Source organism: Ponticoccus sp. (in: a-proteobacteria) (assembly GCF_048381735.1).
The window spans coordinates 258,939-285,807 of sequence record NZ_JBLXGL010000004.1 but is presented as its reverse complement, the minus strand read 5'-3'; the positions used below and the strand labels follow the sequence as shown (position 1 = coordinate 285,807).

Annotated in this window: 27 protein-coding genes and 3 tRNA genes; 15 read left to right on the top strand and 15 right to left on the bottom strand. The window is 66.5% G+C overall.

The genetic code is table 11. From position 1 onward, the window contains the following. Positions 1-570: 570 nt before the first annotated feature. A tRNA-Leu gene (locus ACN5KJ_RS10910) sits at positions 571-656 on the bottom strand. 106 nt (positions 657-762) lie between these two features. Here ACN5KJ_RS10910 and ACN5KJ_RS10905 point away from each other — a divergent pair. The 4 genes from ACN5KJ_RS10905 to gap all read left to right on the top strand — a co-directional run bounded on the left by ACN5KJ_RS10905 (position 763) and on the right by gap (position 3,205). After that, a complete protein-coding gene (locus ACN5KJ_RS10905; protein WP_418593923.1) occupies positions 763-1,341 on the top strand; it encodes a YqaA family protein in 579 nt (192 codons plus the stop codon). Between the two features lie 9 nt (positions 1,342-1,350). Continuing rightward, positions 1,351-1,821: a disulfide bond formation protein B gene (locus ACN5KJ_RS10900; RefSeq protein ID WP_418593921.1), complete on the top strand. Its 471-nt coding sequence runs from the start codon at positions 1,351-1,353 to the stop codon at positions 1,819-1,821. 103 nt (positions 1,822-1,924) lie between these two features. Next, positions 1,925-2,068, top strand: coding sequence for a hypothetical protein (locus tag ACN5KJ_RS10895; RefSeq protein ID WP_023850128.1), 144 nt, complete (start codon positions 1,925-1,927; stop codon positions 2,066-2,068). Positions 2,069-2,203: 135 nt separating this feature from the next. Further along, entirely contained in the window at positions 2,204-3,205 is a 1,002-nt protein-coding gene (gap, locus tag ACN5KJ_RS10890) for a type I glyceraldehyde-3-phosphate dehydrogenase (protein ID WP_206565298.1), read from the top strand. A 415-nt stretch (positions 3,206-3,620) separates the two neighbouring features. Here gap and coaD read toward each other — a convergent pair whose 3' ends face one another. The 3 genes from coaD to ACN5KJ_RS10875 form a co-directional block, all read right to left on the bottom strand. Further along, a complete protein-coding gene (gene coaD / locus ACN5KJ_RS10885) occupies positions 3,621-4,124 on the bottom strand; it encodes a pantetheine-phosphate adenylyltransferase (RefSeq protein ID WP_418593918.1) in 504 nt (167 codons plus the stop codon). 115 nt (positions 4,125-4,239) lie between these two features. Continuing rightward, positions 4,240-4,674 (bottom strand): CBS domain-containing protein, encoded by a 435-nt coding sequence (locus ACN5KJ_RS10880; protein WP_418593917.1) that lies wholly within the window; start codon positions 4,672-4,674, stop codon positions 4,240-4,242. A 60-nt stretch (positions 4,675-4,734) separates the two neighbouring features. After that, a complete protein-coding gene (locus ACN5KJ_RS10875; protein ID WP_418593916.1) occupies positions 4,735-5,709 on the bottom strand; it encodes a LysR family transcriptional regulator in 975 nt (324 codons plus the stop codon). 101 nt (positions 5,710-5,810) lie between these two features. Between ACN5KJ_RS10875 and ACN5KJ_RS10870 the strand changes: the two genes are divergently transcribed. Together ACN5KJ_RS10870 and ACN5KJ_RS10865 are read left to right on the top strand one after the other, a co-directional pair. Then, entirely contained in the window at positions 5,811-7,310 is a 1,500-nt protein-coding gene (locus ACN5KJ_RS10870) for a CoA-acylating methylmalonate-semialdehyde dehydrogenase (protein ID WP_418593915.1), read from the top strand. Positions 7,311-7,546: 236 nt separating this feature from the next. Continuing rightward, on the top strand, positions 7,547-8,683 hold the full coding sequence (locus tag ACN5KJ_RS10865) for a glycosyltransferase (protein WP_418593913.1): 1,137 nt from the start codon (positions 7,547-7,549) through the stop codon (positions 8,681-8,683). Positions 8,684-8,896: 213 nt separating this feature from the next. Here the strand turns inward: ACN5KJ_RS10865 and ACN5KJ_RS10860 are convergent, their stop codons facing one another. Genes ACN5KJ_RS10860 through ACN5KJ_RS10845 form a run of 4 tightly spaced genes read right to left on the bottom strand, consistent with a single transcriptional unit; the run spans position 8,897 to position 13,149 of the window. After that, entirely contained in the window at positions 8,897-10,105 is a 1,209-nt protein-coding gene (locus ACN5KJ_RS10860; RefSeq protein ID WP_039616008.1) for a beta-ketoacyl-[acyl-carrier-protein] synthase family protein, read from the bottom strand. Then, positions 10,102-10,362 (bottom strand): acyl carrier protein, encoded by a 261-nt coding sequence (locus ACN5KJ_RS10855; RefSeq protein WP_023850116.1) that lies wholly within the window; start codon positions 10,360-10,362, stop codon positions 10,102-10,104. The genes ACN5KJ_RS10860 and ACN5KJ_RS10855 overlap by 4 nt, the downstream gene beginning before the upstream one ends. Before the next feature lie 36 nt (positions 10,363-10,398). Then, positions 10,399-11,490, bottom strand: coding sequence for a UDP-3-O-(3-hydroxymyristoyl)glucosamine N-acyltransferase (gene lpxD / locus ACN5KJ_RS10850; RefSeq protein WP_418593911.1), 1,092 nt, complete (start codon positions 11,488-11,490; stop codon positions 10,399-10,401). Between the two features lie 30 nt (positions 11,491-11,520). Further along, the gene (locus tag ACN5KJ_RS10845) at positions 11,521-13,149 is read right to left on the bottom strand and encodes a L,D-transpeptidase family protein (RefSeq protein WP_418593910.1); all 1,629 of its coding nucleotides are present in this window, start codon (positions 13,147-13,149) and stop codon (positions 11,521-11,523) included. A 318-nt stretch (positions 13,150-13,467) separates the two neighbouring features. On the opposite strand from ACN5KJ_RS10845, the gene ACN5KJ_RS10840 reads away from it, so the two are divergent. Then, positions 13,468-14,037, top strand: a complete 570-nt coding sequence (locus ACN5KJ_RS10840; protein WP_347164969.1) for a YcbK family protein — start codon at positions 13,468-13,470, stop codon at positions 14,035-14,037. Between the two features lie 212 nt (positions 14,038-14,249). Here the strand turns inward: ACN5KJ_RS10840 and ACN5KJ_RS10835 are convergent. Together ACN5KJ_RS10835 and ACN5KJ_RS10830 are read right to left on the bottom strand one after the other, a co-directional pair. Beyond that, positions 14,250-14,326 (bottom strand) — tRNA-Asp (locus tag ACN5KJ_RS10835). 32 nt (positions 14,327-14,358) lie between these two features. Beyond that, positions 14,359-14,435: transfer RNA gene (locus tag ACN5KJ_RS10830), tRNA-Asp, on the bottom strand. Positions 14,436-14,679: 244 nt separating this feature from the next. Here ACN5KJ_RS10830 and ACN5KJ_RS10825 point away from each other — a divergent pair. From ACN5KJ_RS10825 to ACN5KJ_RS10800, 6 genes are all read left to right on the top strand, one after another. After that, the gene (locus ACN5KJ_RS10825) at positions 14,680-15,444 is read left to right on the top strand and encodes a polysaccharide deacetylase family protein (protein ID WP_418593908.1); all 765 of its coding nucleotides are present in this window, start codon (positions 14,680-14,682) and stop codon (positions 15,442-15,444) included. A gap of 124 nt (positions 15,445-15,568) precedes the next feature. Continuing rightward, positions 15,569-16,375, top strand: coding sequence for a LytTR family DNA-binding domain-containing protein (locus ACN5KJ_RS10820; protein WP_418593906.1), 807 nt, complete (start codon positions 15,569-15,571; stop codon positions 16,373-16,375). Positions 16,376-16,468: 93 nt separating this feature from the next. Beyond that, entirely contained in the window at positions 16,469-17,884 is a 1,416-nt protein-coding gene (gene rimK, locus ACN5KJ_RS10815) for a 30S ribosomal protein S6--L-glutamate ligase (protein WP_418593905.1), read from the top strand. 69 nt (positions 17,885-17,953) lie between these two features. Further along, on the top strand, positions 17,954-18,316 hold the full coding sequence (locus ACN5KJ_RS10810) for an SUF system Fe-S cluster assembly protein (RefSeq protein ID WP_418593903.1): 363 nt from the start codon (positions 17,954-17,956) through the stop codon (positions 18,314-18,316). A 111-nt stretch (positions 18,317-18,427) separates the two neighbouring features. Then, complete coding sequence (locus ACN5KJ_RS10805; RefSeq protein ID WP_418593902.1) at positions 18,428-18,805, top strand: HesB/IscA family protein; 378 nt, start codon at positions 18,428-18,430, stop codon at positions 18,803-18,805. Between the two features lie 3 nt (positions 18,806-18,808). Further along, complete coding sequence (locus ACN5KJ_RS10800) at positions 18,809-19,135, top strand: TfoX/Sxy family protein (RefSeq protein WP_418593900.1); 327 nt, start codon at positions 18,809-18,811, stop codon at positions 19,133-19,135. A 194-nt stretch (positions 19,136-19,329) separates the two neighbouring features. Here the strand turns inward: ACN5KJ_RS10800 and ACN5KJ_RS10795 are convergent, their stop codons facing one another. Next, positions 19,330-19,950, bottom strand: a complete 621-nt coding sequence (locus ACN5KJ_RS10795) for a glutathione S-transferase family protein (protein WP_418593899.1) — start codon at positions 19,948-19,950, stop codon at positions 19,330-19,332. A gap of 180 nt (positions 19,951-20,130) precedes the next feature. Here ACN5KJ_RS10795 and tpiA point away from each other — a divergent pair, with 180 nt between their 5' ends. Together tpiA and ACN5KJ_RS10785 are read left to right on the top strand one after the other, a co-directional pair. Continuing rightward, the gene (gene tpiA, locus ACN5KJ_RS10790; RefSeq protein WP_418593897.1) at positions 20,131-20,874 is read left to right on the top strand and encodes a triose-phosphate isomerase; all 744 of its coding nucleotides are present in this window, start codon (positions 20,131-20,133) and stop codon (positions 20,872-20,874) included. A 270-nt stretch (positions 20,875-21,144) separates the two neighbouring features. Next, the gene (locus tag ACN5KJ_RS10785; RefSeq protein ID WP_347164976.1) at positions 21,145-21,426 is read left to right on the top strand and encodes a hypothetical protein; all 282 of its coding nucleotides are present in this window, start codon (positions 21,145-21,147) and stop codon (positions 21,424-21,426) included. 87 nt (positions 21,427-21,513) lie between these two features. Here the strand turns inward: ACN5KJ_RS10785 and ACN5KJ_RS10780 are convergent, their stop codons facing one another. The 4 genes from ACN5KJ_RS10780 to ACN5KJ_RS10765 all read right to left on the bottom strand — a co-directional run bounded on the left by ACN5KJ_RS10780 (position 21,514) and on the right by ACN5KJ_RS10765 (position 26,837). Next, positions 21,514-23,106 (bottom strand): TRAP transporter large permease, encoded by a 1,593-nt coding sequence (locus tag ACN5KJ_RS10780; RefSeq protein WP_418593895.1) that lies wholly within the window; start codon positions 23,104-23,106, stop codon positions 21,514-21,516. Between the two features lie 3 nt (positions 23,107-23,109). Then, on the bottom strand, positions 23,110-23,799 hold the full coding sequence (locus ACN5KJ_RS10775; protein WP_347164978.1) for a TRAP transporter small permease: 690 nt from the start codon (positions 23,797-23,799) through the stop codon (positions 23,110-23,112). Between the two features lie 205 nt (positions 23,800-24,004). Next, positions 24,005-25,009, bottom strand: coding sequence for a DctP family TRAP transporter solute-binding subunit (locus ACN5KJ_RS10770; RefSeq protein ID WP_418593893.1), 1,005 nt, complete (start codon positions 25,007-25,009; stop codon positions 24,005-24,007). A 598-nt stretch (positions 25,010-25,607) separates the two neighbouring features. Continuing rightward, positions 25,608-26,837 (bottom strand): sigma-54-dependent transcriptional regulator, encoded by a 1,230-nt coding sequence (locus ACN5KJ_RS10765; protein ID WP_418593892.1) that lies wholly within the window; start codon positions 26,835-26,837, stop codon positions 25,608-25,610. Positions 26,838-26,869: the final 32 nt, after the last annotated feature.

Here is a 26,869-nt window from a genome sequence, read left to right as displayed (position 1 = left end):
TTTCCGAACCCCTCGTTGGCGTCCCGTCCGTTCCGTCTGGCGTCCCGTCGTGCGCCTCAGCGCCGCCGGTGAAGGGGTTCTACGGTTAGTTCCCCAGACCCGCAAGCGGTTTCTTCACGGAATGTCAGATTTTCTTCACGAAACCATCTATCAGACTGTTACAAAAGGATTTATTTCTTCATTTTCCCACCCCATGACCCCCGAAGTCCCGCTTTCCCCCCGCAAAACCCCGGCCCCCGCACGCCCGCCAGACACCCCTGGCCGCTTATCCACAGGCTTACCCCCAAAGCCCCCCGATTCCACCGATTCCAAATTGCCCTTGAGCGTGAAGCACCGCCCCATCTGTCTTCGTCCCGGCATCCCCCGGTGAATCGGCCCCCCCCTGCCCCGGTATCGGAGCCGCCATTTTCTGGCCCAACAGGCCTGCGAAAGGCCGGAGAGCGCCGCAGGAAGAGGGGGCCGCGCAGGGGCCTATATATATAATGTGTAGCAGGACAGGTTCAGACGGACGAGATCCGGCCCAGAGCGCTGCCTCGGGCGGGTCGGTCCTGATGACGATATGCGGAGAGTTGGTACCCAAGGTCGGACTCGAACCGACATGACCGTTAGGCCGGGGGATTTTGAATCCCCTGCGTCTACCATTCCGCCACTTGGGCAACGCAGCGACATGTATCGCCCTGCCCCGGACAGGTAAAGGGGGTCCGTCGCTTGACCGCCCTTGCGGCCCATGCTCTGACGCCGGGGACCAAACGGAGACCCGCGATGCTGCGCCGCCTTTACGACTGGACGATGGCCCAAGCCCAGGGCCGCAACGCCCTCTGGGTTCTGGCCGTCGTCGCCTTCATCGAAAGCTCGGTCTTTCCGATCCCGCCGGACGTGCTGATGATCCCGATGATCCTCGCGCAGCCGCGCCGGGCCTGGCTGATCGCCGGGGTAGCCACGCTGGCCTCGGTGCTGGGCGGGATGCTGGGCTACGGCATCGGCTACTTCTTCTACGAGGGCATCGGCCAGCCCATCCTCGAAAGCCTCGGCAAGGCGGACTCGATGGCGGCCTTCAACGACAAGTTCAACGGCGTGGGCTTCTGGGCGGTGCTGATCGCGGGCATCACGCCCTTTCCCTACAAGGTCATCACCATCATGTCGGGCTGGACCGCCATGCCGCTGGGTACCTTCATCGTGACCTCGATCGTGGCGCGCGCCTTCCGCTTCTTCGTGGTCGCAGGCCTGCTGCGCGCCTTCGGCGCACCCATTCGTGAATTCATCGAGCGCTACCTCGGTCTTGTCTTCACCGCTTTCATGGTGCTTCTGGTCGGTGGATTTGTCCTGTTGAAGTACCTCTGAGGCCCCGTGATGACCCAGCCCCGCACCCTTCTGACCCTGCTCGGCATCGCCGGCTCCGCCGGCCTGCTGCTGGGGGCGCTGGCCTTCCAGCACATCGGCGGGCTGCCGCCCTGCAAACTGTGCTACTGGCAGCGCTACGGCCATGTCGCCGCCGTGATCCTGGGCCTTCTGGCATTGCTGGTGCCGCAGCGCATCCTGCTGTGGCTGGCAGCGCTGGGGGCCGGGTCCAGCGGGGCGGTCGGGATCTATCACACCGGGGTAGAGCGCGGCTGGTGGGAAGGACCCTCGACCTGCACCTCTGGCCCGGTCGCGGGAAAATCCGTCGACGCCCTGCTGAACGACATCATGGCGGCCCCCATGGTGCGCTGCGACGACATCGCCTGGGAACTGGCGAGCCTGTCGATGGCCAGCTGGAACGTCCTTGCCTCGACTGTCGTCGCCCTGTGCTTCGTGGCGGCGGCCAACCGGCTGCGCGGCTGACCCGCCGCGCCCGGGGCCCTGCCCCCCGTGGAACAAGCGGCGTGACAGCACGGGGACCCTCTGGCACTACGGGTGCCAGAGGACATCTGCCGGACCCGCGCCCATGACCAACAGCCTTGCCATCGCTCTCGGGCTTGCCATTGCCGCCTTCGTGGCCGCCGATCTCCTGCTCTTCGACGGCACCAACCTGCTGTTCCTCGCCCGCAAGCTTTACTGGCTGATCGACTGGCTCGCCTTCTGGCGCTGACCCGGTTTCGCGGTTGACTCCGCGGCTTGCGAATGCATGTTAGCGATAACGGAATTTCCGATCGTCTTTGGCGCGCACTCCGGCAAGGCTGAAGGCGCGCCAAACGTCATCTGACCTGCAAGAAGGGAGCCTTCCATGACAGTCAAAGTCGCCATCAACGGTTTCGGCCGGATCGGGCGCAACGTGCTGCGCGCCATCATCGAATCCGGTCGCACCGACATCGAGGTCATCGCCATCAACGATCTTGGCCCGGTCGAGACCAATGCCCACCTGCTGCAGTATGATTCCGTTCACGGCCGCTTTCCGGTGGCGGTCACCCACACAGAGGACACCATCGACGTTGGCCGCGGCCCGATCCGCGTGACCGCAATCCGCAACCCGGCAGAGCTGCCGTGGTCGGATGTCGACGTGGTTATGGAATGCACCGGCATCTTCACCTCGAAGGAAAAATGCCAGGCGCATCTGGAAAACGGGTCGAGCCGCGTGCTGATCTCGGCGCCCGGCACGGATGCGGACAAGACCATCGTCTACGGCGTGAACCACGACACCCTGACGGCGGAAGACCTGATTGTCTCGAACGCCTCCTGCACGACGAACTGCCTGTCGCCGGTGGCCAAGGTCCTGAACGACGCCATCGGCATCGAGAAGGGCTTCATGACGACGATCCACAGCTACACCGGCGACCAGCCGACGCTGGACACGATGCACAAGGATCTCTACCGCGCCCGGGCGGCGGCCCTGTCGATGATCCCGACCTCGACCGGCGCGGCCAAGGCGGTGGGCCTCGTGCTGCCCGAGCTGAACGGCAGGCTCGACGGCGTGGCGATCCGGGTGCCGACGCCCAATGTCTCGGTCGTGGACCTGACCTTCAACGCCGCGCGGGCAACCTCGGTGGAAGAGATCAACGAGGCGATTCGCGCAGCGGCGGAGGGCCCGCTGAAGGGCATCCTGGGCTATACGGACAAAAAGCTGGTCTCGGTCGACTTCAACCACGATCCGCATTCCTCGGTCTTCCACATGGACCAGACGAAGGTGATGGAGGGCACCATGTGCCGCATCCTGTCCTGGTACGACAACGAGTGGGGCTTCTCGAACCGCATGAGCGATACCGCCGTGGCCATGGGCAAGCTGATCTGACAATCCCGGTCCGACGGACCCAAGGGGGCTTCGCCGCGGCGGGGCCCCCTTTTCGTTTCGCCGCGCCTTGCGCGTCGACCGGCTGGAGGCTCTGCCCCCCGGCCTGCGGCCTTCCCCCCGAGGTATTTGCAGGACCAAAGAAGCCCGGGCGGGCCGCGCCATGATCGGGGGCAGTGCTTCAGAGATGGGGTCGGCGCTGATGGCGCAGCCCCCGTGCTGCGCGGCAGGGGCGCTGTCCATGGCGCCGGAGCATCGGGGGCAGCGAGGACGAGGATGGGCCCGTGCACCGGATGCCGCCGCCGCTATGGCGACCGCGCGCGCCTTCGCCGTATCGACCAAGGGATGCGATGCCATGGGCGCGGGCGGCCCGCAGGCATCCGCCATCCCGCCCGGCATGGCGGGCCGGGCCCGGGCCTCAGCCCTTCGGCTTGCCGTTCTTTGCCGCGAGGGCGTCGCGCACGGCGGGGCTGACGAATTTCGACACGTCGCCGCCGAGCCGCGAGATCTCTTTCACCAGCTTGGAGGCGATGGCCTGATGCCGGGCCTCGGCCATCAGGAAGACCGTCTCGACGCTGTCGTCCAGCGCGCGGTTCATTCCGACCATCTGGTATTCGTATTCGAAATCCGCCACCGCGCGCAGGCCGCGGATGATGATCGTGGCCCCCACGTCGCGGGCGCAGTCGATCAGCAGGTTCTCGAAGGGGTGAACCAGGATCTCTGTTCCGGTCTCTTCCGCGATTCTGCGGGTTTCCCGCTCGATCATGGCGACACGCTCTTCGAGAGAGAACAGCGGGCCCTTGTCGCGGTTGATCGCGGCGCCGATCACCAGCCGGTCGACCAGAGACGCCCCGCGCCGGATGATGTCGAGGTGCCCAAGCGTGATCGGATCGAAGGTTCCGGGATACAGGCCGATGCGCATGGTCGGGCGCCCCTCCTAGGCTGTGGTCGCATTTCAACGCACGCAACTATATTGCGCGCGCCAATGCAAGGCGGAAACGACAGCCCCGGTTCCCTGCGCCGGTCGGTTCGGGGTCTCAGTGCCCCATGATCATGCCTTCGAGGGCATCCTTTTCCATCGCCAGTTCCGACAGCCGCGCCTTGACCACGTCGCCAAGGGTGATCAGGCCGATCATCCTGCCGTCTTCGACCACCGGCATGTGGCGAAACCGTCCCTCTGTCATCTTGGCGAGGATCGCGTCGGCCAGCTCGGCGCGCGTGCAGGTGACCAGCTCGCGGGTCATGTAATCGTCGACCTTGTCGGACAAGCAGCCTGCCCCGACCGTGGCAAGAACCCGGACGATGTCGCGTTCCGACAGGATGCCTTCGGCGGTGCTGCCGTCGCTGGAGATCACCACCGTCCCGATCCGTTTCTCCGCAAGGATCTGCGCCGCATCGGCCACAAGGGTGCCCGGCTTCACGGTATGGACGCCATCCGTACCCTTGCTCTTCAGGATTTGCTGCACCTGCATGTCGGGACCTCCTTGCGCTCGATGCCCATGAAACAAGCGTTGCCCGCGCCCCCCCTCCTGTCAAGTAGCCGAAAGTCCTGCATTCTGCCCTGAACCACCCCGGGGACCGGCCTGCGCCGCGCTGCCGGTTGCGGTGGCATCCACCGCCGCTTCGAGCCGGGACAGTTCGCGGCGCAACCCCTCCAGCAGGGCGGCGGCAAAGCGGTTCATCCGGTCGAGCCGCCGGTCGTCCTCGTGCCGGACAAGGTAGAAGGACCGTTTCAGGCTGACCGCGTCGCGCAGCACCGGGCGCAGCCCCGGCGCCGAGGGCAAGGCGAAATCATGCACAATGCCCAGCCCGGCCCCCTGCCGCAACCACTGGAACTGCACCGAGACAGAGTTCGAGGCGAGGGCGACGCGGCGCAGCCCCAGCGCATCGAGGTAATCCAGCTCCTTGTCGAAGATCATGTCGGGGATATAGCCCACCATGCGGTGCCCCCGCAGATCCCCGACGCCGTTCAGCGGGGCGTTACGGGCCAGATAGGCCTCGCTTGCCGCAAGGTGCAGGCGGTAATCGGTGATCTTCTGCACCACCAGCCGCCCGGCAGTGGGGGCAGAGACGGCAATGGCCATGTCCGCCTCGCGCCGCGACAGGTTCACCACCCGCGGCAGCGCGAGGATCTGCACCTCGAGGTCGGGGTTCTGGGCCGCGATCTCTGCGCAGACCTGCGGCAGCAGGAAATTGGCGCAGCCGTCCGGCGCGCCGATGCGGATCTGCCCCGACAGCCCCTCGGAGCGTCCGCGCACCGCTTCGGAGGCCAGGGAAAGCGCCTGCTCCGCCGCCTCGGCATGGGGCACCAGCCGCGCCCCCGCCTCTGTCAGCGCGTAGCCCTGCGGCGACTTCACGAAGAGCGGCAGGCCCATGTCCTGTTCCAGCCGCGCCACCCGGCGGCCCACCGTCGCCGGGTCCATGCGCAGGGTCCGGCCCGCTGCCGACAGGGTCTCTCCACGAGAGACCGCGAGGAAGATCCGCAGGTCGTCCCAACTTTCTGCCATGTCGTCCCCTTTGCAGAAATGCAAAACCTCTTTGCCATTTCTCCGCTTTTTCCGGCATTCCTGCAAGGCTACGGTTTGCGCGACCACCAAGGAGGACCCCCATGACCGAACTCACCAACTGGATCGACGGCGCCCGCAAGGCTTCGGCCTCTGGCCGTTTCAGCGATGTCTACAACCCCGCGACCGGCGAGGTTCAGGCCAAGACCCCTCTGTCCACCGTCGACGAGCTGAACGACGCCGTGGCCCGCGCCGCCGAGGCGCAGAAGGGATGGGGCGCCACCAACCCGCAGCGCCGCGCCCGCGTGATGATGAAGTTCGGCCAGCTCATCAACGAGCACATGGACGAACTGGCGGAACTGGTCAGCCGCGAACACGGCAAGACCCTGCCCGACGCCAGGGGCGACGTGCAGCGCGGCCTTGAGGTGGTCGAGGTCTGCATGGGTGCGCCGAACATGCTGAAGGGCGAGTTCACCGACGATGGCGGCCCGGGCATCGACCTCTATTCCATGCGTCAGCCGCTGGGCGTTGTTGCGGGCATCACGCCCTTCAACTTCCCCGCCATGATCCCGCTGTGGAAGATGGCCCCGGCGCTGGCCTGCGGCAACGCCATGATCCTCAAGCCTTCCGAGCGCGTGCCCTCGACCGCGCTGCGCCTTGCGGAACTGATCAAGGAGGCGGGCCTGCCCGACGGCGTCCTGCAGGTGGTGAACGGCGACAAGGAAGTGGTCGACGCGATCCTCGACAACGAGGACATCGCCGCCGTGGGCTTTGTCGGTTCGACGCCGATCGCGCAGTACATCTATGGCCGCGCGGCAGCCAACGGCAAGCGCGCACAATGCTTCGGCGGCGCCAAGAACCACATGATCATCATGCCCGACGCCGATATCGACAAGGCCGCCGATGCGCTGGTGGGCGCGGGCTACGGGGCCGCCGGCGAACGCTGCATGGCGATCTCCGTCGCGGTGCCCGTCGGCAAGGAAACCGGCGACAAGCTGATCGAGGCGCTGGTGCCGCGCGTCGAGAAACTGCGCGTCGGTCCCTACAACTCGGACCAGGAGATGGATTACGGCCCGGTCATCACGGCGCAGGCCAAGGCGCGCATCGAGGGCCTGATTGCCTCGGGTGTGGATCAGGGTGCCAAGCTGGTGATCGACGGTCGCGGGATGGAACTGCAGGGCTACGAGAACGGCTTCTTCTGCGGGCCGTCGCTGTTCGACGACGTGACGCCGGACATGGATATCTACAAAGAAGAGATCTTCGGCCCGGTCCTGTCGACCGTCCGCGCCGAAAGCTACGAGGACGCGCTGAACCTGGTGATCGACAACCCCTATGGCAACGGCACGGCGATCTACACCGCCGACGGCGACACCGCCCGCGACTTTGCCCACCGGGTCAATGTCGGCATGGTCGGCATCAACTTCCCGATCCCGGTGCCGCTGTCCTACCACACCTTCGGCGGCTGGAAGAAATCGGCCTTCGGCGACCTCAACCAGTACGGCCCCGACGCCTTCCGCTTCTACACCAAGACCAAGACCGTCACGGCGCGCTGGTTCTCGGGGATCAAGGAAGGCGGCGAGTTCAACTTCAAGGCCATGGACTGACCGGCCCAGGACATCGGGCCCAAGATATCGGGCCCGGGACATCCGGCCCAGGACAACGAAAGGGGGGCGCCTGCGGGCGCCCCCTGCCCGTTTCGGCGGCTGCAAAAGGGCCACGGCGGAAACATGCCTCTCCGAAAGGGCCGCCCGGCAGCCCAGAGCGGCGGGCAGGCACAAGCCGCCCTTGGCAGCCGCCCGCCCCCGCGCTAGACCCGGCAGGCACCCCAACAGGAGCCCGCATGAAGATCGCCATAGCCACCTCCGACTACTTCGTGCCCGGCGAAACCTTCATCAACCGCCACATCGCGGAGATGTTCGGCGGCAACACCTGCGTGATCTGCGGCCGCCACAACGGTCAGGACCCGCTGGGCAAGCCGCTCTTCGTGCGCCGGGCGCCGCTGTCGCTGCCCGACCGCCTGGCGATGCCCTTCGCCGCCCTGCGCGGCGCGGCCATGCACGGCACCTCGAGGCTGCCCTTCGGCGCGGGCCGCAAGGCGCTCGCCGGGTTCCTGCGCGACCAGAAGGCCGATGCGATCCTTGCCGAGTTCGGCACGCAGGCGCTGGTGGTGGCAGAACTCGGCAACGAGATGGGCCTGCCGGTCTTCACCTACTGGCGCGGCACCGATGCCTCCGCCGCGCTGCGCTCGGGGCAGCGGGTCCGGTCCTACCGGCTGATGATGCCGCGCCTCGCCGGCATGTTCTCGGTCAGCCGGTTCCTGCTCGACAACCTCGCCGCCCATGGCGTGACGCATCCCAACGCCCATGTCGTGCCCTCGGGCGTCGACATCACCCGCTTCACACCCGGCCGGAAACGCCCGGGCAGCTTCCTCGCCGTGGGCCGCATGGTCGAGAAGAAGGCCCCCCAGGTGACGCTCCGCGCCTTTGCCCGCGCCGCAAAGGGCCGCGACGCGCATCTGACCTTCATCGGCGACGGCCCCCTGCTGGAGCCGAACAAGGCGCTCGCCCGGGAGCTCGGCATCGCCGGTCAGGTCACATTCACCGGCGCCCTGCCCCACGACCGCGTCCGCGAACAGCTTGAAACCACGGAAATCTTCCTGCAGCACTCGGTCACCGCCAGGAACGGCAATACCGAGGGCCTGCCCACCGCCATCCAGGAGGCGCTGGCCTGTGGCTGCATCACGCTCTCGACCCGCCACGCCGGCATCCCCGAAGCGGTGGAACACGGCGTCAACGGCCTGCTGACCGAGGAATGGGACGAAACCGGCTTTGCCGCCGCCATCACGCGGATCCTCGACGACCCGGCCCGCGGTACCATGGCCCACGCCGCCCGCGCCACCGCAGAGGCAAAATTCGACAATGCCAAAGGCCTCGCCAGGGTCGAGGACATCATCCGCGCCACCGTGCAGGCGCGCTAGGCCCCGCTTCTTCAGGCCCCCGCTTCTTCTGTCCCCAAATATCCTCGCCGAAGGCACCGCCCCCACCTCCGCCGCCACGGGCGGAGACAAAACGCGCCGGCGCCGCAAACGCCCACCCGAGGACAAGGCCGCAGGCCGCCGGACGAGAGATCCTGCGCGCGCCTGCGCGCTCCGTCAGGTCACCTGCGGGCGGGTCAAAGACAGGCCGCCGGGTCAGACCCGGCCGAGCGCCAGCACCGCGTTCAGGCCGCCGAAGGCAAAGGCATTGGACAGCACCACGTCGACCTTCGCCTCGCGCGCCACATTGGGCACCACATCCAGCGCGCATTCCGGGTCAGGCTCTTCGTAGTTGATCGTGGGTGCGATCACGCCCTCGTTCAATGCCATGAGGCAGGCCAGAAGCTCCACCGCCCCGGTGCCGCCAATGCAATGGCCATGCATCGACTTGGTCGAGGAGATCAGCAGGTCGTCCGCATGGGTGCCGAAGACATCCGCCACCGCCGCGCATTCGGTCTTGTCGTTGGCCGCCGTGCCGGTGCCATGGGCGTTCACGTAGCCCACCCGCTCTTTCGCGATGCGACCGTCCTTCAGCGCCAGCTCGATGGCCCGCGACGCGCCCTGCTTCGAGGGCATGACGATATCGGCGGCATCCGAGGTCATGGCAAAGCCCAGCACCTCGCCGAGGATCGTGGCGCCCCGGGCGCGGGCGTGCTCGTATTCCTCGAAGACGAAGATCCCGGCGCCCTCGCCCTGCACCATGCCGTTGCGGGTGGCGGAGAACGGGCGGCAGGCATCCTTGGACATGACCCGCAGGCCTTCCCATGCCTTGATCCCGCCAAAACACAGCATCGATTCCGAGCCGCCGGTGATCATCGCCGTGCACATGCCCGACCGCACCATCTGGAAGGCCTGCCCCATCGCGTGATTGGACGAGGCACAGGCGGTGGCCACGGTGAAGGACGGGCCGCGCAGGTTGAACTCCATGCTGACATGGCTGGTCGCGGCATTGTTCATCAGCTTCGGCACGACAAAGGGGTGAACCCGGTTCTTGCCCTCTTCGTAGACCGCCCGGTAATTCTCGTCCTGCGTGGTCAGCCCGCCGCCCGAGGTGCCCAGCACCACACCGGCGCCGGTCGAGAGGTCGCCCTTGAACTCCAGCCCCGACTGCGCCACCGCCTGCCGCGCCGCGATCAGCGTGAACTGGGTGAAGCGGTCGTAAAGCGCAAGCTGCTGGCGGTTGAAGACGGAATCCGGCTCGAATCCCTTCACCTGCCCGCCGATGCGGATGGCCAGGCGCTCGACGTCGCGGAATTCCAGTTCCGAGATGCCGCACCGGCCTTCCTTCATGGCCTCATAGGTCGCGGGCACGTCCTGCCCGAGGGCATTGATCGTGCCCGCGCCGGTGATGACGACTCGCTTCACGCGCGTTGCTCGGCGATCAGCTTCTCGATCCCGGCCACGATATGCCCGACCGAAGAGATGTCGAAATCCGACTCGGTGGGATCGTTGGCGTTGAAGGGCACCGAGATGTCAAAGCTCTCCTCGATGGCGAAGATCGACTCCACGAGGCCCAGCGAATCGATCCCGAGATCCTCGGGCGTGCTTTCCATCGTGACGTCTGACGGCTCCAGCATCGCCTGTTCGGCGATGATCTCGATCACCTTGCCTTTGACATCCATGCGCGCGCCTCGCCTGTTAAGGAATTTGAGGCTGATTTAGTCATTCCCCGAGGCTTTTGAAACCGCTTTCTTGAGGTCGGCCACCTCGCGGAACAGCCGAGGCAGGCGACGCAGGCCCTTGTAGGCCTCGACATGGCTTTCCATTTTCATGGCCGGATAGCCCAGCATGACACGCCCCGCGGGCACGTTCGACAGCACCACCGTCGCGCCGCCCAGTATGGCCCGGTCCCCGACGCGCAGATTGTCGCTGATGCCGACCTGACCGGCCATCACCACGTTGTCCCCGATCACCGAGGACCCGGCCACCCCGACCTGACCGCAAAGCAGGCAGTCGCGCCCGATCACCACGTTGTGGCCAACGGTCACGAGGTTGTCGAGCTTGGTGCCGCTGCCGATCATCGTATCGCGCACGGTGCCCCGGTCGACGGTGCTGTTGGCGCCGATCTCGACGTCGTCGCCGATCGTCACGGCGCCAAGGCTGGCGATCCGCGCCCAGGACTGGGCGCTGTCGGTGCCTTCCTCGCCAAGGCTTTGGCGCGCCTTCTCGACCCCCGACAGTTCCGGCGTGACGAAGGAAAAGCCGTCGCCGCCGATCACCGCGCCGGGCTGCGCGATGAACCGCGCGCCGATGCGGACGCGGGCCATGATCCGCACGCCCGCATGCAGCAGCGCGCCTTCGCCAAGCGTTGCATCCTCTCCGACGAAGACCTGCGGCCCGATCACCGAGCCCGCACCGATACGGGCGCCGCGCCCGATCACCGCAAGCGGCCCGACGCTGACGTCAGCGCCCAGTTCCGCGCCCGGGTCGATCACCGCAGAGGGATGCACGCCCGCGGCATAGCCCGGCCCTCGATCCATCATCGCCGTCAGGGCCGACATGGAAAACCGCGGGCGCGGCGGCAGGATCGCCGCCTCCAGCCCCAGCGCGCGCCAGTCGGCACCGGCCCAGAGGAACCCGGCCCGCGCGGCGCCGTCCTTCAACGCCTCGGCGTATTTCGGCGTGGACGCCATGGCAAGCTCGTCGGCGCGGGCCGACTGCGGCTCTGCCACCCCGGTCACGGTCAACGCGCCATTGCCCTCGGCGGTCAGGCCAAGCGCCTCGGCGATCTGCTGGATTGTGTAGGTCATGGCACCTCCGTCGGCTTTACCGGCGGAGGCTTAGCTTTGACCGGCCCGCAGGACCACCCCCTCGTTGGCCAGCGCGCGCCAGATCGCCGCGTCCCGGTTGTAGACGTCGGGACGGTAGTTCACCTGCCCCTTCGCCTGCGTGAAGGCGGTGCGGTAGATCAGGTGCACGGGCACGGGCTGCTCCAGGTTGACCCGGGTTTCGCGACGGGTGTTCAGGATGCCGTGGAAATAGCTCTCGGGGTTGTCGACCTGCTTGGCCAGCAGCGCGTAGGCGAAGTCATGCGGATCGTCGAGGCGGATGCAGCCATGGCTGTAGGTCCGCACCGGCTGCGAGAACAGGTGCTGTGTCGGCGTGTCGTGCAGGTAGATGTTGTAGCGATTCGGGAACATGAACTTGACCGACCCCAGCGCGTTCTTCGGACCCGGTCGCTGGCGCATGTTGAACGGGAAGCTGCGCGCGGAATACTGCGAGAAGCCATGCGCACGGTTCACCACCTGCCCCGAGGCGGTGACCACATCGATATGCCCGACCGAATAGGGGTTCGAGCGCAGCAGAGGCAGGTATTCCCCGACGACGATCGAGCGCGGCACGTACCACGACGGGTTGATGACCATGTGATCCATGACGTCCGAGAACTCTGGCGTCTGCCGGTCGGCGGCCTGGTGGCCGATCACCGACCTGGTCTCGAAGGTCAGCTTGTCATCATCGATGATCTGCGCGTGATAGTCGACGAGGTTCACCAGGATGTGCCGCTGGCCCTTGCCCTCGGGCAGGTTCAGCCAGCGCTCGCGCTCCATCGCCACCATGATCGACCGCAGCCGCTCTTCGGGGGCGGTGTTGATCTCGCGCATGGTGCTGGTGCCGGCAACGCCGTCCGGCTCCAGCCCGTGATCGGCCTGGAAGTCGCGGACCGCGGCTTCGATCCGGTCGTCGTAGGTCGCGCTCAGCGAGGGCCGGAGATAGCCCATCGCCACAAGCCGGTTGCGCAGCGCCACAACCGTATTGCCGGACTCGCCCGGACGCAGGCTGGATGTCGGGACGACAGACCCCCAGCCGCCATGCTGAAGCCGGTGCTCCAGCCGCAGCTTGGCCTGCATCAGGCGCGTGTATTCGGGGCTGGAGGGCACGAGCATCCGGAAGACGGATTCCGGCGGCTGGGTCGACAGCAGGGTCAGAAGCTCTTCCGAGGAGCGCCGGGGCGCCTTGCGCTTGATCAGCGACGAGGCCTTGCCCGGCTCCAGGACACCGGATTGCAGGTCGTGGGCGAATTGCAGGAAGGTGCGGGTCAGTTCGATTTCCAGCAGGCCGCGATCCCGCCCGCCCGAAACCCCGGCAAGGCGCTCCATCAGACGGTCCGGATCGTAGCGCCCGCGCGGCAGGCCGTGATCGTCGGCCAGCGCAAAGGCCTCGATCAGGGCCAGCCTGCGGGCGCGGTCCGCCTCCGAGGACCCGGTCCAGATCGGCTCGAATCCGCGCGCGCGGTAGAAGGCTGCAACGCCCTCGTCCTCGCCGATGGTCTCTGCCACGGCCTGGGCATAGGCGGTGATCTTGACCGAGATTCCGTCGTCCTGCGCCAATCCCGCCGTGGCCCCGGCGAGGCCGAAAGCCAGGGCCGCGACCGTTGTGCGCAGCGCCGTCCTGATCCTGATAACTGTCATAAAACCGTCCCGTCTTTTCTGTTCCGCCCCTTAAGGCAATGATTAGAGCGCCAATTCCCGCTGTCTACTCACAAATCAGACAGGTTCAAAGCCGGACTCGCGAAACCGCGGGGGGCGGCAAAGGTGTCACAGGTGTCGCACCCATGCGCAGGAACCCGCCAGTTGCCCCTTGATCTCTAGAATGCGTTACAAAACGTCCTTTTTAGGTCCGGCGATTCGTGCCATACAGAGTCACGGCATCTGGGGATAGATGGCAGACGGCGCACAACGATGCGCGCAATCGAACAGGTAACCAGCGACCACGGGACAGGCGCTCACATGGCAGACATGAACTCAGGCAGCATTTCGCGGCGCGCACTTCTTGGCGCATTCGCCGCGACCACCGTCACCGCAGCACCGACCTTCGCCAATGCCGCAGGCTTCCTGCGCGGCGCCGGCGATATCCGACGGATCCGGATGTATTCGGGTCGCACGGGCGAGCGGATCGACATGATCTACTGGATCGAAGGGCATTACCTTGCCGACGCGATCAAAGAGGTCAATTTCTTCATGCGCGACTGGCGGACCAATGACGTCAAGAACATCGACGCGCGGACAATCGACCTGATGTGTGCGTCGCACAACCTTCTCGACTGCTCGGAACCCTACATGCTGATCTCGGGCTATCGCAGCCCCCGGACCAACGCGATGCTTCGGTCGAAGTCTTCCGGTGTGGCGAAGAATTCGCGCCACCTGCGTGGCGAGGCCGCCGATCTTCGCCTGTCCTCGCGCTCTGTCAGCCAGATGGCACGCGCAGCCGCAGCCTGTCAGGCCGGCGGCGTTGGCCGCTACTCCGGCTCCAATTTCGTCCATATGGATTGCGGTCCCGTCCGCACCTGGGGCTCCTGAAGCAGGCACCTCCCCTTCCGAATCCCCTTACCGAACATGTCCCAAGGCGCCCACGTGGCGCCTTTTTCATTGCCTCCTTCCGTTCCGCACCGCCTTTATGCCATGGCAGCAGCATCGGCGGCAGTCGTGAATACCTGACTGATGGGTAAACGCGCGCAATGCGCCACCGTTCCCGGCGACGCAGAAAAAATTTACTTCTGGAGGAGGGAAAGTGGCGCGGTTGACGGGGCTCGAACCCGCGACCCCCGGCGTGACAGGCCGGTACTCTAACCAACTGAGCTACAACCGCGCTTTAACCACGGGACCAAGAGGGGACAGCGATGGCGCGGTTGACGGGGCTCGAACCCGCGACCCCCGGCGTGACAGGCCGGTACTCTAACCAACTGAGCTACAACCGCATCGCTGCCGCCCGACCTCGGTCGTGGCGTGAGAGGCCTTCTATGCGCAGCCCCCGGCCCCGTCAAGCGCTTTCCCGACCGAAATTCAGCGAAAGTTTCGCGGCACGCAAATTGGCCCGTGTCCCGTCTGCAACGCTCATTCTCGCGGCTGAACCCTGACGGCCCGCAAAGCTTGAGTTTTCACCATTCGGGAAGTTTTCTCGGACTGTCTGCGACTGCCAACAATCCCCCGGGACGACCTGCCATGACTGAACTTGCACGACGGACGCTGCTGACCGGCGGCCTGGCGGCGGGCGCGCTGTGCACGCCCACCCTTGCCCTTGCCCGTCCGGTCGTCACATTGCCGCCGGACGTGGCGCAGCGCGACGCCGCCACCGTGATGGCGGTGCGCACCAGCGCGCCGGTTGTGGCGATGACCTTCGATGACGGCCCGCACCCGCGGCTGACCCCCGTCCTGCTGGACATCCTCAAGGCGCGCGGGCTGCGCGCCACCTTCTACCTGATCGGCAACCGCTGCGTGACATGGCCCGATATCGTCCGCCGCATCGCGGCGGAGGGCCACGAGATCGGCAACCATTCGTGGTCGCACCCGGACCTGTCGCGCCACTCCGACGAAGCCGCCATGGATGAGATCGACCGCACGACGGATACGATCTTCAAGATCACCGGGCGCCCGCCGGTGACCTTCCGCCCGCCCTACGGCGCCTTTACCCGCCGCCAGCGCCTGATGCTGTACCAGGCCCGCAACCTGCCGACGATCCTGTGGTCCGTCGATCCGCAGGACTGGCGCCGCCCCGGGGCCAGCGTCGTCTCCAGCCGCATCCTCAAGGGCTCGCGTCCGGGCGCCATCATCCTCAGCCACGACATCCAGAGCGGCACGGTCAAGGCCATGCCCGCCACGCTGGACGGGCTGACAGAACGCGGGCTGAGGTTTGGCACCGTCAGCCAGATGATGGGCTGGCCGCTCTGGCAAGACCGCCGCTTCCGCAGGGTCAGTACGCAGGGGTGACGCCCCGGCCCCAGGATGACGCAGGGGCCGCTTCGGGCAAATTACCTGTCATTATTAACAGGGTCTGCTATGTTTGGCAGGACTGGGTTCTTTCAGGAACCCGTAGCACGAGGTCCAGGCACCCTTGAGCAGCATTCGTGATCGGACCATTCAACTCATCGACATCGGTGGCTTGGAATATGCGCTCGGCCCCGGAGAACTGCTGTTCCTGCTCCGGCACAATGCCTCTCGCCTTTATCTGCTCTGCGTCTATGCGCTGCTGGTCGTGACCGATGCGCCGGGGCTGCTCGGACAGGTGGCCATACCCGTTCTTCTGGCGCTCTGGCTTCTCATGCTGGCGCTGTTCCTCGGGACATTCTGGTGCATCCTGTTCGCCATCGCCGCCGCCCAAAGCCGCCTTGGCCTCTGGGAAACCCCTGCCCCGCTGATCACGGCCGTGGCGATTCTGCCGGGCACCTTTGCCGGAGAGCACATCATGGCCGCCCTGATCGGGGGCACGGACCATCCGCAGTTTTTCCCGCAGGTGATCTTCTATTTCATCACGGCCGAGGTCTTTGGCATCCTGTTCCTGAAATTCGTCCGCCCGGTGATCGAGGCCAAGGCCCGCGAGGCCGACCGCCACATCGTCATCGGCGCGGCGCCGGTGCCGCTGTCGCGTCTGCGGCACATCGAGGCGCGCGAACACCACGTCCACGTGACGCTCGACGGCGAAAGCCTGACCCAGCGCGCCCGGCTGGGCGATATCGTCGCCCAGACCGCGCCCGAGGACGGCTTTCAGCCGCATCGCTCGTGGTGGGTTGCGGCACAGGCCGGGGGCCGCCTGGAAAAGGACGGGTTGAAGCATGTCCTGCAGCTGCAGGACGGCACCCGGATACCCGTCGCGCGCACCCGCGTCGACGAGGTGCGAGACTGGCTGGAACGCCACGCCTGATCCGCCGCCACGCGCTGCCGCCGCCCTTGTTCCACCCTTGTCGCGGAGGGCCTCTCTTGCTACCCCTCGGCCCCGACAGACAGGAGCTTGTGCATGTCCGAGACCTCTGAACCCACCGCCGGTATGATCCGCTTTGGCTGGGAGGAATGGGTCGCCCTGCCCGACCTCGGCCTGCCCGCGCTGCGCGCCAAGGTCGACACCGGCGCCCGCACCTCGGCGCTGCATGCCTTCGACATCGAAACCTTCGGCCCCGCCTCGGCCCCCAAGGTGCGCTTTACGGTGCATCCGGTCCCGGGCCGCGACGACCTGGTGATTCCCTGCTCGGCCCGGATCGTCGACCGGCGCACCGTCACCTCGTCGAACGGCGAATCCGAAAGCCGCTACGTCATCGCCTCGACCCTGCGGGTCGGCGAGGAAAGCTGGCGGATCGAACTGACGCTGACCGACCGGTCCGGCATGAACTCGCGGATGCTGCTGGGGCGCGAGGCGCTGAAGGATCACATCACCATCGTCGCCACCGACCGCTTCCAGCAGCCAAAGCTGTCCTACGACGTCTACTCCACCGCCCGCGTCCGCCATGCCGCGCCGAACCGCGCCCTGCGGGTGGCGGTGCTGTCGCGCGAGGACAATTATTCCACCCGCCGCCTGGTCGAAGAGGGCGAAGAGCGCGGCCATACGGTCGAGGTCATCGACACCACGCGCTGCTACATGGCGATCAACGCGCTGTCCCCAGAGGTGCATTACGACGGCAAGCGCCTGCCCCGCTACGACGTGGTGATTCCGCGCATCGGCGCCTCGATCACCTCTTACGGCACCGCCGTGATCCGCCAGTTCGAGACCATCGGCACCTTCTGCGTCAATGGCTCTGACGGCATCACCTCCAGCCGCGACAAGCTGGCCGCGCACCAGATGATGGCACGCCACAAGATCGGCATGCCCAACACCGCCTTTGCCGCCTCGCCCAAGGACACCCAGTCGCTGATGCGCCTTGTCGGCACCGCGCCGCTGATCGTGAAGCTGCTGGAATCGACCCAGGGCAAGGGCGTCGTGCTGGCCGAGACCAAGAAGGCCGCCGAATCCGTCATCGACGCCTTTCGCGGCCTGAAGGCCAACTTCCTCGTGCAGGACTTCGTCAAGGAAGCCGCCGGAGAGGACATCCGCTGTCTCGTGGTCGGCGGCAGGGTCGTGGCCGCCATGAAGCGCACCGGGGCCGATGGCGATTTCCGGTCCAACCTGCACCGGGGCGGCTCTGCCCAGGTGGCGCGGATCACCAAGGAAGAACGCGAGACCGCCGTGCGCGCCGCCCGCGCCTTCCGCCTGAACCTGGCCGGGGTGGACCTGCTGCGCTCGGAAACCGGGCCGAAGGTGCTGGAAGTGAACTCCAGCCCCGGGCTCGAAGGCATCGAAACCGCCACGCACAAGAACATCGCCGGCCTGCTCTACGAGCACATCGAGGCCAAGGTCCGCCCCACCCCTGTGCGGGCGCGCAAGACCATGGACAGCGAATAGCGCCCCCCTTTACCCGACCCGCCTCTTTTCCTATATGATTGGTCAGGATTTCAGCCCGAGAGGACGGCCATGACCGAACAGAGCCCGCAGATGGAAGGCGCGCCGCTGATTGCGCCCTCCAGCACCGACCATCCCCTGTACGAGCAGGTGGTGGAGGCCTGCAGGTCGGTCTACGACCCCGAGATCCCGGTCAATATCTACGACCTCGGGCTGATCTATACCGTCGACATCAACCCCGAATCCGACGTGAAGATCATCATGACCCTCACCGCCCCGGGCTGCCCGGTGGCCGGAGAGATGCCGGGATGGATCGTCGACGCGATCGACCCCATCGGCGGTGTCAAAAGCGTGGACGTCGAGCTGGTCTGGGATCCGCCCTGGGGCATGGACATGATGTCCGACGAGGCCCGGCTGGAGCTTGGCTTCATGTAAACGGTCCCGGCGCGGGCGCGCGCCGGACCCGCAGGCCGCCACAACTGGCGCCCCCTTGAGGTCGTGCCTGCTTGGACCTACCTTGAGGGTGAGCGCAAACAGAGGTTTCCCATGTTCGGCATTCCCGGCAAGCAGGCCGTGACCATGACGCCCAAGGCGTCGCAGCAGATCCGCAAGCTGATGGAGCGGGACGGCGTAAGCGCCCTGCGCATCGGCCTGAAGAAGGGCGGCTGCGCGGGTATGGAGTACACGATGGACTTCGTGGAAACCCCTGACGACAATGACGAAATCGTCGAACAGGATGGCGCCCGCGTGGCTATCGCGCCGATGGCGCAGATGTTCCTTTTCGGCACGGAAATCGACTACAAGACCTCGCTTCTGGAATCCGGTTTCACCTTCCAGAACCCGAACGTGACCGATGCCTGCGGCTGCGGCGAGTCGATCAAGTTCAAGGATGTGGCAGAGCTTCAGGCCGAACGCGAAGGCTGACCCATGGCCCTGTCGGAGGAGGATCGGGCCTATGTTCAGGACCTCTTCTCCGGGCTTGGAGAGCTGTCCACCCGCCGCATGTTCGGCGGCCTCGGGATCTACCATCGGGGCCAGATCTTCGCCCTGATGCTCTCGGACGGCGCGCTTCTGATCAAGGGACAGGGCGCCTTCATCCAGTATCTGGAAATGATGGGTTGCGACCAGTGGCGCCATCGGCGCGCGAGCGGCAAAGAGGTCTTCATGCCCTATTGGTCGCTGCCGGATTCGGCCCGGGACGATCCCGAAGAGGCGGTTGCCCTCGCCAAAGAGGCTCTTCGGAATCTGGAATAGATTTTTCCTTTTTAAACAGCCATCTGCAAGACGTACCTCACTCAGAACATCATCGGCGGCGCTGGCCAGCCACCGGGGCACCGTGTCGCCGAAAGATCGCGGCGAAAGGGGCGGCGCCGATCCGCCCCTTTCGCCCTGAGGGGCGGAAGATCCCGTGTCCGAACCCCACCATCTCTCCCCTTTTTATCAATCGCTTAGGCTGCGGCCTTCGCCTTTTCCGCGTCGAGTTCCGCGGCGGCGCGCGTGCTCGGCGCGGCCTGACAGCGCGCCAGCCAGTCGGTGATCGCGGGATGCTCCGCCGTCCCGCCCGGCAGGAACGGGAAGGAGGACGACGCAAGGATGTCTGCGGGGGTCAACTGTTCCCCCATCAGGAAAGGACGCCCTGTCAGCGCCTCTTCCAGTAGCGCCAGCGCCCCATCCATGTCGCGATAGCTGTCGCGCAACAGGGGATGCTGGAATCCCGCGATCTTCAGCAGCACCAGCGGCTCCAGCACCGCCCCGCTCCAGGCCATCCAGGCCAGCATGGCGCCATGCTCGGGCGTACCGGGGCGCGGCGCCATGCGGGCTGCCTCTTCCGGGAACACGGCCATCAGGTGCTCCATGATCGCCGAGGTCTCGCGGATGGCGACACCGTCATGCACCAGCAGCGGCACCTTGCCCTCGGGGTGCGGGTTGGCCGCGTCGCGGGCACCGCTGCCGTCGCCACGACGGATCTGCACGATCCGCAGGTCTATCCGGTCGGAAATCCCCATCAGCTCGATCAGCTGCACGATCCGGGTCGAGCGGGAAAAGGGGGCGTGGTAAAGGGTCAGCATGGTCTTGTGTCCTTTCGCGGCAAATGGTTGACCTGCCCGCACAGTCGCAGAGGCCCCTGACGGAAAACGGCTGGAGCCTTCGCCGTCTTTCGCGGTCAGAGTGCCGCGCCAATGCCGACCGGCCTTGACGCCGCCCCTGCCCCCGCAATGATGAGGCCAAACCCACGAGAGGAGAAATGGATGCGCAGGAAACTGGCAGCCGGGAACTGGAAGATGAACGGAACGCGGGCCTCCCTGTCCGAAATGGCCGCGATGGAGGGCATCGCCGGCGACGCGACGGACGTGCTGATCTGCCCGCCCGCCACGCTGATCCACGAGGCCGCCTCGGCGGCCAAGGGCGTGTCGATCGGCGGACAGGACTGCCACGCCGAGGCCTCGGGCGCTCACACCGGCGACCTGTCGGCGGCGATGCTGGCCGACGCCGGCGCCAGTCACGTGATTCTCGGCCATTCCGAGCGCCGCGCCGATCATGACGAGCACGACGAACACGTGCGGGCCAAATGCAGGGCCGCCTGGGAGGCGGGTCTGGTGGCGGTCGTCTGCGTCGGCGAGACGCTGGAGCAGCGCGAGGCGCAGAACACGCTCGACATCATCGGCGGGCAGCTGGCGGGCTCGATCCCGGACGGCGCAACGGGGCTGAACCTGGTGGTGGCCTACGAACCGGTCTGGGCCATCGGGACCGGCAAGGTGCCGACGACGGATCAGATCGGCGATGTGCACGACTTCATGCGCGCGCGGCTGGAACGCCGCTTTGGCGCGGGGGTGGGCCGGTCGGTGCGGCTGCTCTACGGCGGATCGGTCAAGGCCTCCAATGCGGCAGAGATCTTTGCGGTGTCCAACGTGGACGGCGCGCTGGTCGGCGGCGCAAGCCTGAAGGCGGCCGACTTCGTGCCGATCATCGAGGCGCTGAACGCCGCACCCTAGGGCACAGGGGTCCCGTTCAAGGCGGGAAAGGGCCTTCGAAGGCCCTTTCTCAAGCCGGTTCGAACCCGCTTTCGCGCCCCGGTCCCCCGGAGGCGCCCGCAGCGGCGGTTTTCCGGTCCATCCCGCCCCTGCCCGCCGGTGTTATCCGATAGCCAATGCCTGATATTGCCTTAACCAACGCCCCGGGTGGAAGGGAAAGAGGTCTGGGCCAGCCGCCTGCCGCATCGCGCGGACCTGCGGAAGGCCCCTCATTCCAGGAAGGACACCCCTATGTCTGCCAAGACCATCACCTCCCTCGTCGCCGCTGCTGCCATGGCGGCCTCGCTCACTGTCGCCACCCCGGCGGATGCCCTGAACCAGGATCAGCGCAACATCGTCGGCGGCATCGCCCTTGGCGTGCTGGGCACGCTGGCCTTCCAGCACGGCAAGCGCACCTACCAGCAGCGCAGCTACCGGCAGCAGCCGCGCTACCAGCAGCCCCAGCACCAGAATGTCTGCTACAACCCGGTGAAGGTCTGGCGCCACGGCAAGCTGGTCACCGTCTGCCGCTGAGGCGCAGCCACCGGACAAGCCACCGCACAAGGCAAAGGGCGCCGCGAGGGCGCCCTTTTTCGTGGTCCGGGTGATCCCTCTGCGGGATCAGTTCTGCGCGGGCTCTGCCCCCTCTGCCGGGGCCGCATCCTCGGCGCCCTCGGCAGGCGCGGCCTCGGGCGCCAGCTCCATCGGCGGCAAAACCCTGCCCTGCTCGATCCGGGCCTCGCAGAAGGCGCGCTCCAAGGGTTCCGATGGCAGGGTCTGCCCGTTGCACCGGATCTGCGGCCCCATCACCCGGTCCGGGATCGTGGTCGAGATCTGCGGGATGTAGGTCACCATGATCAGGAAGGCGAAGAGCACCGCGAGGAAGGGCAGAGCCGCCTTCACCACCCGCATCATCGGCATGCCCGCGACGCCCGAGGTCACGAAGAGGTTCAGGCCCACCGGCGGGGTGATCATCCCGATTTCCATGTTCACCACCATGATGATGCCCAGGTGGATCGGGTCGATGCCCAGCTCCAGCGCGATGGGGAAGACCAGCGGCGCGACGATCACCAGAAGGCCCGAGGGCTCCATGAACTGGCCGCCGATCAACAGGATGATGTTCACGATCACCAGGAACATCACCGGCCCGAAACCCGCGCCGAGCATGGCATTGGCGACCTGCTGGGGGATCTGCTCTTCGGTCAGCACGTGCTTGAGGATCAGCGCGTTGGCGATGATGAACATCAGCGTGACCGTCAGCTTGCCCGCCTCGAACAGGGTCTTCTTGGTGTCCGGGTGCACGAAGGCGGTGACCAGAGCGATGGGCTTGCGCCAGAACGAGATATTGGGCGCCCCGTTCTTGCCCGCCAGAGGCCCCATGTCGCGATAGACGAAGACCGCCACGATGAAGGCATAGACAGAGGCCGCCGCCGCCGCTTCGGTCGGGGTGAAGATCGCCCCGGAATCCATTGATCCGCCGATGAAATTCACGACAGAGACGATGGGTGCGGGCCAGCCGTAGATCCCGATCATGATGATCGCGATCAGCATCAGGCCCCAGAAGGCCTCGCGGAAGCTGTCCCAGACCTCGCCCCAGCCCAGCCACTCGCCCTTGGGCATGTTGCGGATGCGCGCCATGACGTAGATCGTGATCATCAGCATCGACCCGGCCATGAGGCCCGGAATGATCCCCGCAAGGAACATCCGGCCCACCGAGACATCGGTGGCCGAGGCATAGACGACCATGACGATGGAGGGCGGGATCAGGATGCCCAGCGTGCCCGCATTGGCGATGACGCCCGCCGCGAAGTCCCGGGTGTAGCCCGCCTGCCGCATCGCCGCGATGACAATCGAGCCGATGGCGACCACGGTCGCGGGCGACGATCCCGACAGGGCGGCGAAGATCATGCAGGCGAAGACGCCCGCGATGGCCAGACCGCCGCGCAGGTGCCCCACGCAGGCGATGGAGAAGCGGATGATCCGCTTGGCCACGCCACCCGTGGACATGAAGGACGAAGCGAGGATGAAGAAGGGGATCGCCAGCAGCGTGTAATGCCCCGCCATGGCCTGGTAGAAGCTTTGCGCGATCGAGGCCAGCGAGGTGTCCGACAGGACCAGCAGGAAGATGATCGACGAGAAGCCAAGCGAGACGGCGATCGGCACGCCGATCAGCATCAGCCCGACGATCATGGCGAAAAGAAGAGCGACGTCCATGGGTTAGTCTACCTTGTTCATGTGGGCGACGTCGCGGACGTCGTCTTCGGCTTCGTGGCTGACGATCAGGCTGTCGGCCTCGCCCCGGACGATCCGCAGGGCCGCCTGGATAAAGCGGAACAGCAGCAGCGCCACGCCGAAGGGCAGGATGAAATAGGGCAGGAAGCGCGGGATCTTCTCGTAGCTTTCGCCCTCGTTGATCAGCGGCTCGATCCAGCGCAGCCAGTCGGGCATGGGCGTGTCGACCATCTCGTACCAGGACCGGTAGGAGGTGCGGGACATCTCTTCGAACCCGGTGGGGAACCAGCGTCCGGTGGTCTGCGGCAGGTTGGCGAAGTTGGCCCAGTAGTCCCAGGCGCCCTTCATCAGCAGCAGCGCATAAAGCACGCAGACGGCGGCGGCGATCAGGGTCATGATCCGGCGCGGCCCGGCGGGCACGATGTTCAGCACCGCGTCGACGCCAAGGTTGGCGGTCTTCTTGACGGCGTAGCTGACGCCGAACAGGACGAGCCAGGCAAACAGGATCAGCGTCATTTCCAGGCCCCAGATGAGCCCGCTGTTGAAGCCGTAGCGCATGACGACGTTGACGAAGGTGATCAGCGTCATGGCGCCGAGGATGATCGCGATGAAGGTCTCTTCGATCTCGTCGACGATGCGCCCGAGGACGGTGTCGGGCGGGGTGTTGTGGGACATGGCTCCCTCCGGGGATGGCAGGACGGGCAAGGCGCTGCGGGCCGGGAGGATGACAGGACTGTCCCGAAAGCGGCGCCGGTGCGGCGGCGGTCCGGGGGCCTGCGGATGCACGGGGACGGGCCGCTCGGCCCCCTTCCCGCGCATCGTCAGACTGCCCCCGGCATTTGGCCCCGCGCCGGTCGTTGCCAGCGCGGGGCCCCTGGTCTTACATCGAGCTGTTGATCGCCTGAGCGGCGTCGATGTTTTCCTGGCCCACGTCGTCGGCGAACTGCTCCCAGACCGGCTTCATGGTATCGACCCAGACCTGACGCTGCTCTGCCGTCAGTTCGCGGATCTCGCCACCGGCGTCCAGAACGGCCTGACGGGCCTCGGCATCGACCTCGCCCACGGCGGCGTTGCGCTCGTTGGTGACCTCTTCGAGGATGGTGGCCAGCTGGTCGCGGACCTCCGGTTCCAGACCTTCCCACCAGTCGACATTGGTCACCACGAGATAGTCGAGCACACCGTGGTTGGTTTCGGTGATGCCTTCCTGCACCTCGAAGAACTTCTGGCCGTAGATGTTGGACCAGGTGTTTTCCTGCCCGTCGACAACGCCGGACTGCAGCGCGCCGTAGACTTCCGAGAAGGCCATCGGCTGCGGGCTGGCACCCAGCGCTTCCATATTGGCCTTCAGCACCTCAGAGGGCTGCACGCGGAACTTCAGGCCCTTGGCATCCTCGGGCGAGATCAGCGGCTTGTTGGCCGAGATCTGGGTCAGGCCGTTGTGCCAGAACTGCAGGCCCAGCAGGCCGCGGCGGACCATGGATTCCTTCATCGCCTGACCGGTTTCCGAGGCCTGGAAGGCGTCGACCGCGTCGATGTTCTTGAACATGAAGGGCAGGTCGTAGATGCGGAAGACCTTGGTGAACTGCTCGAACTTCGACAGCGAGGGCGCGGCCATCTGGACGTCGCCGTTCAGCATCGCCTCGAGCACCTGGTCGTCGTTGTATAGCGTGGAGTTCGGGAAGACCTCCATGCAGGCGGTGCCGTTCATTTCCTCGTTGACGCGCTCTTGCAGGAGGCTGGCGGCGATGCCCTTGGGATGGCGGTCGGTATTGGTGACGTGGCTGAACTTGATAACCATTTCGCCATCGTCGCAGGCGGCCTGCGCCGCGGTTGCACCGGACACGGCAAGGGCTGCCGCGGCGGCGGACATCAGGAACTTCTTCATGGGTATCCTCCCAGATACGAATGTTACCATCTCGGGGCGCCCCTCCTCGGGTGCCCGATATCGTGAGGAAACGCCCTGCCGGGCACCCGATCAAGAGGGTGATTCGAGAATCGGGGGAAAATTCGACTAAAGACACTTGATATCAAAAGCTTGACCAGGATCCCCAAGAGGCCGGTCACGCCCTGGACGGCGGGATGTGCGAAATCCCGCACATCTGTTTGCGCCCCATGTGCGAAAATCCGCACAGTGCCGGAAACCGATTCCCCGACCCTTGCGCCCTCCGCGAGCGCAGCCGTCCCAACCGGAAAGGGCCCCTGTGCGCCACCCCCGGCGGTCGGCCTCTCTGCAAGCCCCGCCTTCGCGCCGCTCCGGGAAGACCGCCCGCAGGCACCGCGTTCCCATGCCCCGCGCCCGGGCCATGCCCGGCGGGTCGCTTTGACCCTGCGCTTTGGCGCGCCCTTCGCCCCGGCCGCCGTGCCGACCCGTGCGAGGCAGGGAAAAAGCGCCCTCTCCGCGACCACGGCCGCCTTGGGCGACCCGGCGTCGGTCGCATCGCGGATCGCCCCCCTCAGGCGCAGCGGATCCTCATCGCCCGCCCCTACCCGCGCTTGAAGGCCTCGGGCTTCAGCCCGTATTTGGCCAGCTTGTCGTAGAAGGTCTTGCGCGGCAGCTTCAGCGCCTTCGCCGCATCGACCGCCTTGCCGTTGTGGCGCCCCAGCGCCGCGGCCAGCAGCATCTTTTCCACCTGCGCCATCTGTTCGGCAAGGCCAAGATCCTGCGTCTTGGCCAGATCCTCGGGCATTCCCAGCACGAAACGCATGGCCGCCGACATCAGCGACCGGGCGTTGCCCGGCCAGCGCTGCGCCATCAGCCCGGCCATGTGGTCCGGGCTGACCACCGGCGCGGGCACCCCGGCCTGCTCTGCCGCCTGCGCCACGTAATGCGAGAACAGCACCGGGATGTCCTCGGGCCGCTCGTCGACCGTGGGGATGCGCACCCGGCAGACCTCCAGCCGGTAGAAGAGATCGGCGCTGAAGCCGCCCTCGGCGACCCGGCCCGCCAGATCCTCGGTCGAGCCGCCGATCAGCACCGGCCCGCCCTGCTCCATCAGGTCCAGCAGCGCCAGCTGCACATCGCCCGAGGCCGCGCCGATCTCGTCAAGGAACAGCGTGCCGTCCCGGCTCGCCTCCCAGACCCGCGCCAGCCCCTCGCGGCTCAGGCCAGAGGCCGCGCGTTTCTCGAAGGGCGCCTTGGCGCGGGCGCCGCTCAGGTGGATGACCTCGGCGACCTTGGGCATGCCCGATCCCGGCCCGCCCGAGATCAGCACGTCGGCGCCGGCGCGGGCGGCGACACGCACCCGCCCGCGCATCTCTTCCGCCGCCTTCGAGGCGCCGAAGATCATCCGCGAGGCCGGGTCGCCTGTCTCGCGCACCGCCCGCAGCGCCCGATGCTCCATCACCAGCCTGCGGGCCGCCAGCGCCCGCGCCACGATCGCCGTCAGCTCTGCCACCGAACAGGGCTTTTCAAGGAAGCCGAAGGCGCCCGCGCCCATGGCCCGGACCGCCATGGGAATGTCGCCCTCGCCGGTCAGCAGGATCACCGGCAGATCCCTGTCCTGCTGCTGCGCATAGGCCAGCAGGTGAAAGCCGTCCCGGCCAGGCATCCGCACGTCCGACAGGATCACCCCCTCGAAGCCCTCGGTGATGCGGTCCTTGGCCTCGACAAAGGACCCGGCGGTGATCACCGCGTGATCCGCCAGCTCCAGCGTCTGTCCCAGCGCCTCGCGCACCGCGGCATCGTCATCGACCAGCAGCACCGTCGCGTTCATGCACCCTCTCCTGCTTCTTTCCTGTCCAGATA

Coding starts and splice junctions, on each gene's coding strand:
- ACN5KJ_RS10905 (WP_418593923.1), top strand. CDS start 763: ATGCTGCGCCGCCTTTACGACTGGACGATGGCCCAAGCCCAGGGCCGC.
- ACN5KJ_RS10900 (WP_418593921.1), top strand. CDS start 1,351: ATGACCCAGCCCCGCACCCTTCTGACCCTGCTCGGCATCGCCGGCTCC.
- ACN5KJ_RS10895 (WP_023850128.1), top strand. CDS start 1,925: ATGACCAACAGCCTTGCCATCGCTCTCGGGCTTGCCATTGCCGCCTTC.
- gap (WP_206565298.1), top strand. CDS start 2,204: ATGACAGTCAAAGTCGCCATCAACGGTTTCGGCCGGATCGGGCGCAAC.
- coaD (WP_418593918.1), bottom strand. CDS start 4,124: ATGCGCATCGGCCTGTATCCCGGAACCTTCGATCCGATCACGCTTGGG.
- ACN5KJ_RS10880 (WP_418593917.1), bottom strand. CDS start 4,674: ATGCAGGTGCAGCAAATCCTGAAGAGCAAGGGTACGGATGGCGTCCAT.
- ACN5KJ_RS10875 (WP_418593916.1), bottom strand. CDS start 5,709: ATGGCAGAAAGTTGGGACGACCTGCGGATCTTCCTCGCGGTCTCTCGT.
- ACN5KJ_RS10870 (WP_418593915.1), top strand. CDS start 5,811: ATGACCGAACTCACCAACTGGATCGACGGCGCCCGCAAGGCTTCGGCC.
- ACN5KJ_RS10865 (WP_418593913.1), top strand. CDS start 7,547: ATGAAGATCGCCATAGCCACCTCCGACTACTTCGTGCCCGGCGAAACC.
- ACN5KJ_RS10855 (WP_023850116.1), bottom strand. CDS start 10,362: ATGGATGTCAAAGGCAAGGTGATCGAGATCATCGCCGAACAGGCGATG.
- lpxD (WP_418593911.1), bottom strand. CDS start 11,490: ATGACCTACACAATCCAGCAGATCGCCGAGGCGCTTGGCCTGACCGCC.
- ACN5KJ_RS10845 (WP_418593910.1), bottom strand. CDS start 13,149: ATGACAGTTATCAGGATCAGGACGGCGCTGCGCACAACGGTCGCGGCC.
- ACN5KJ_RS10840 (WP_347164969.1), top strand. CDS start 13,468: ATGGCAGACATGAACTCAGGCAGCATTTCGCGGCGCGCACTTCTTGGC.
- ACN5KJ_RS10825 (WP_418593908.1), top strand. CDS start 14,680: ATGACTGAACTTGCACGACGGACGCTGCTGACCGGCGGCCTGGCGGCG.
- rimK (WP_418593905.1), top strand. CDS start 16,469: ATGTCCGAGACCTCTGAACCCACCGCCGGTATGATCCGCTTTGGCTGG.
- ACN5KJ_RS10810 (WP_418593903.1), top strand. CDS start 17,954: ATGACCGAACAGAGCCCGCAGATGGAAGGCGCGCCGCTGATTGCGCCC.
- ACN5KJ_RS10805 (WP_418593902.1), top strand. CDS start 18,428: ATGTTCGGCATTCCCGGCAAGCAGGCCGTGACCATGACGCCCAAGGCG.
- ACN5KJ_RS10800 (WP_418593900.1), top strand. CDS start 18,809: ATGGCCCTGTCGGAGGAGGATCGGGCCTATGTTCAGGACCTCTTCTCC.
- ACN5KJ_RS10795 (WP_418593899.1), bottom strand. CDS start 19,950: ATGCTGACCCTTTACCACGCCCCCTTTTCCCGCTCGACCCGGATCGTG.
- tpiA (WP_418593897.1), top strand. CDS start 20,131: ATGCGCAGGAAACTGGCAGCCGGGAACTGGAAGATGAACGGAACGCGG.
- ACN5KJ_RS10785 (WP_347164976.1), top strand. CDS start 21,145: ATGTCTGCCAAGACCATCACCTCCCTCGTCGCCGCTGCTGCCATGGCG.
- ACN5KJ_RS10780 (WP_418593895.1), bottom strand. CDS start 23,106: ATGGACGTCGCTCTTCTTTTCGCCATGATCGTCGGGCTGATGCTGATC.
- ACN5KJ_RS10775 (WP_347164978.1), bottom strand. CDS start 23,799: ATGTCCCACAACACCCCGCCCGACACCGTCCTCGGGCGCATCGTCGAC.
- ACN5KJ_RS10770 (WP_418593893.1), bottom strand. CDS start 25,009: ATGAAGAAGTTCCTGATGTCCGCCGCCGCGGCAGCCCTTGCCGTGTCC.
- ACN5KJ_RS10765 (WP_418593892.1), bottom strand. CDS start 26,837: ATGAACGCGACGGTGCTGCTGGTCGATGACGATGCCGCGGTGCGCGAG.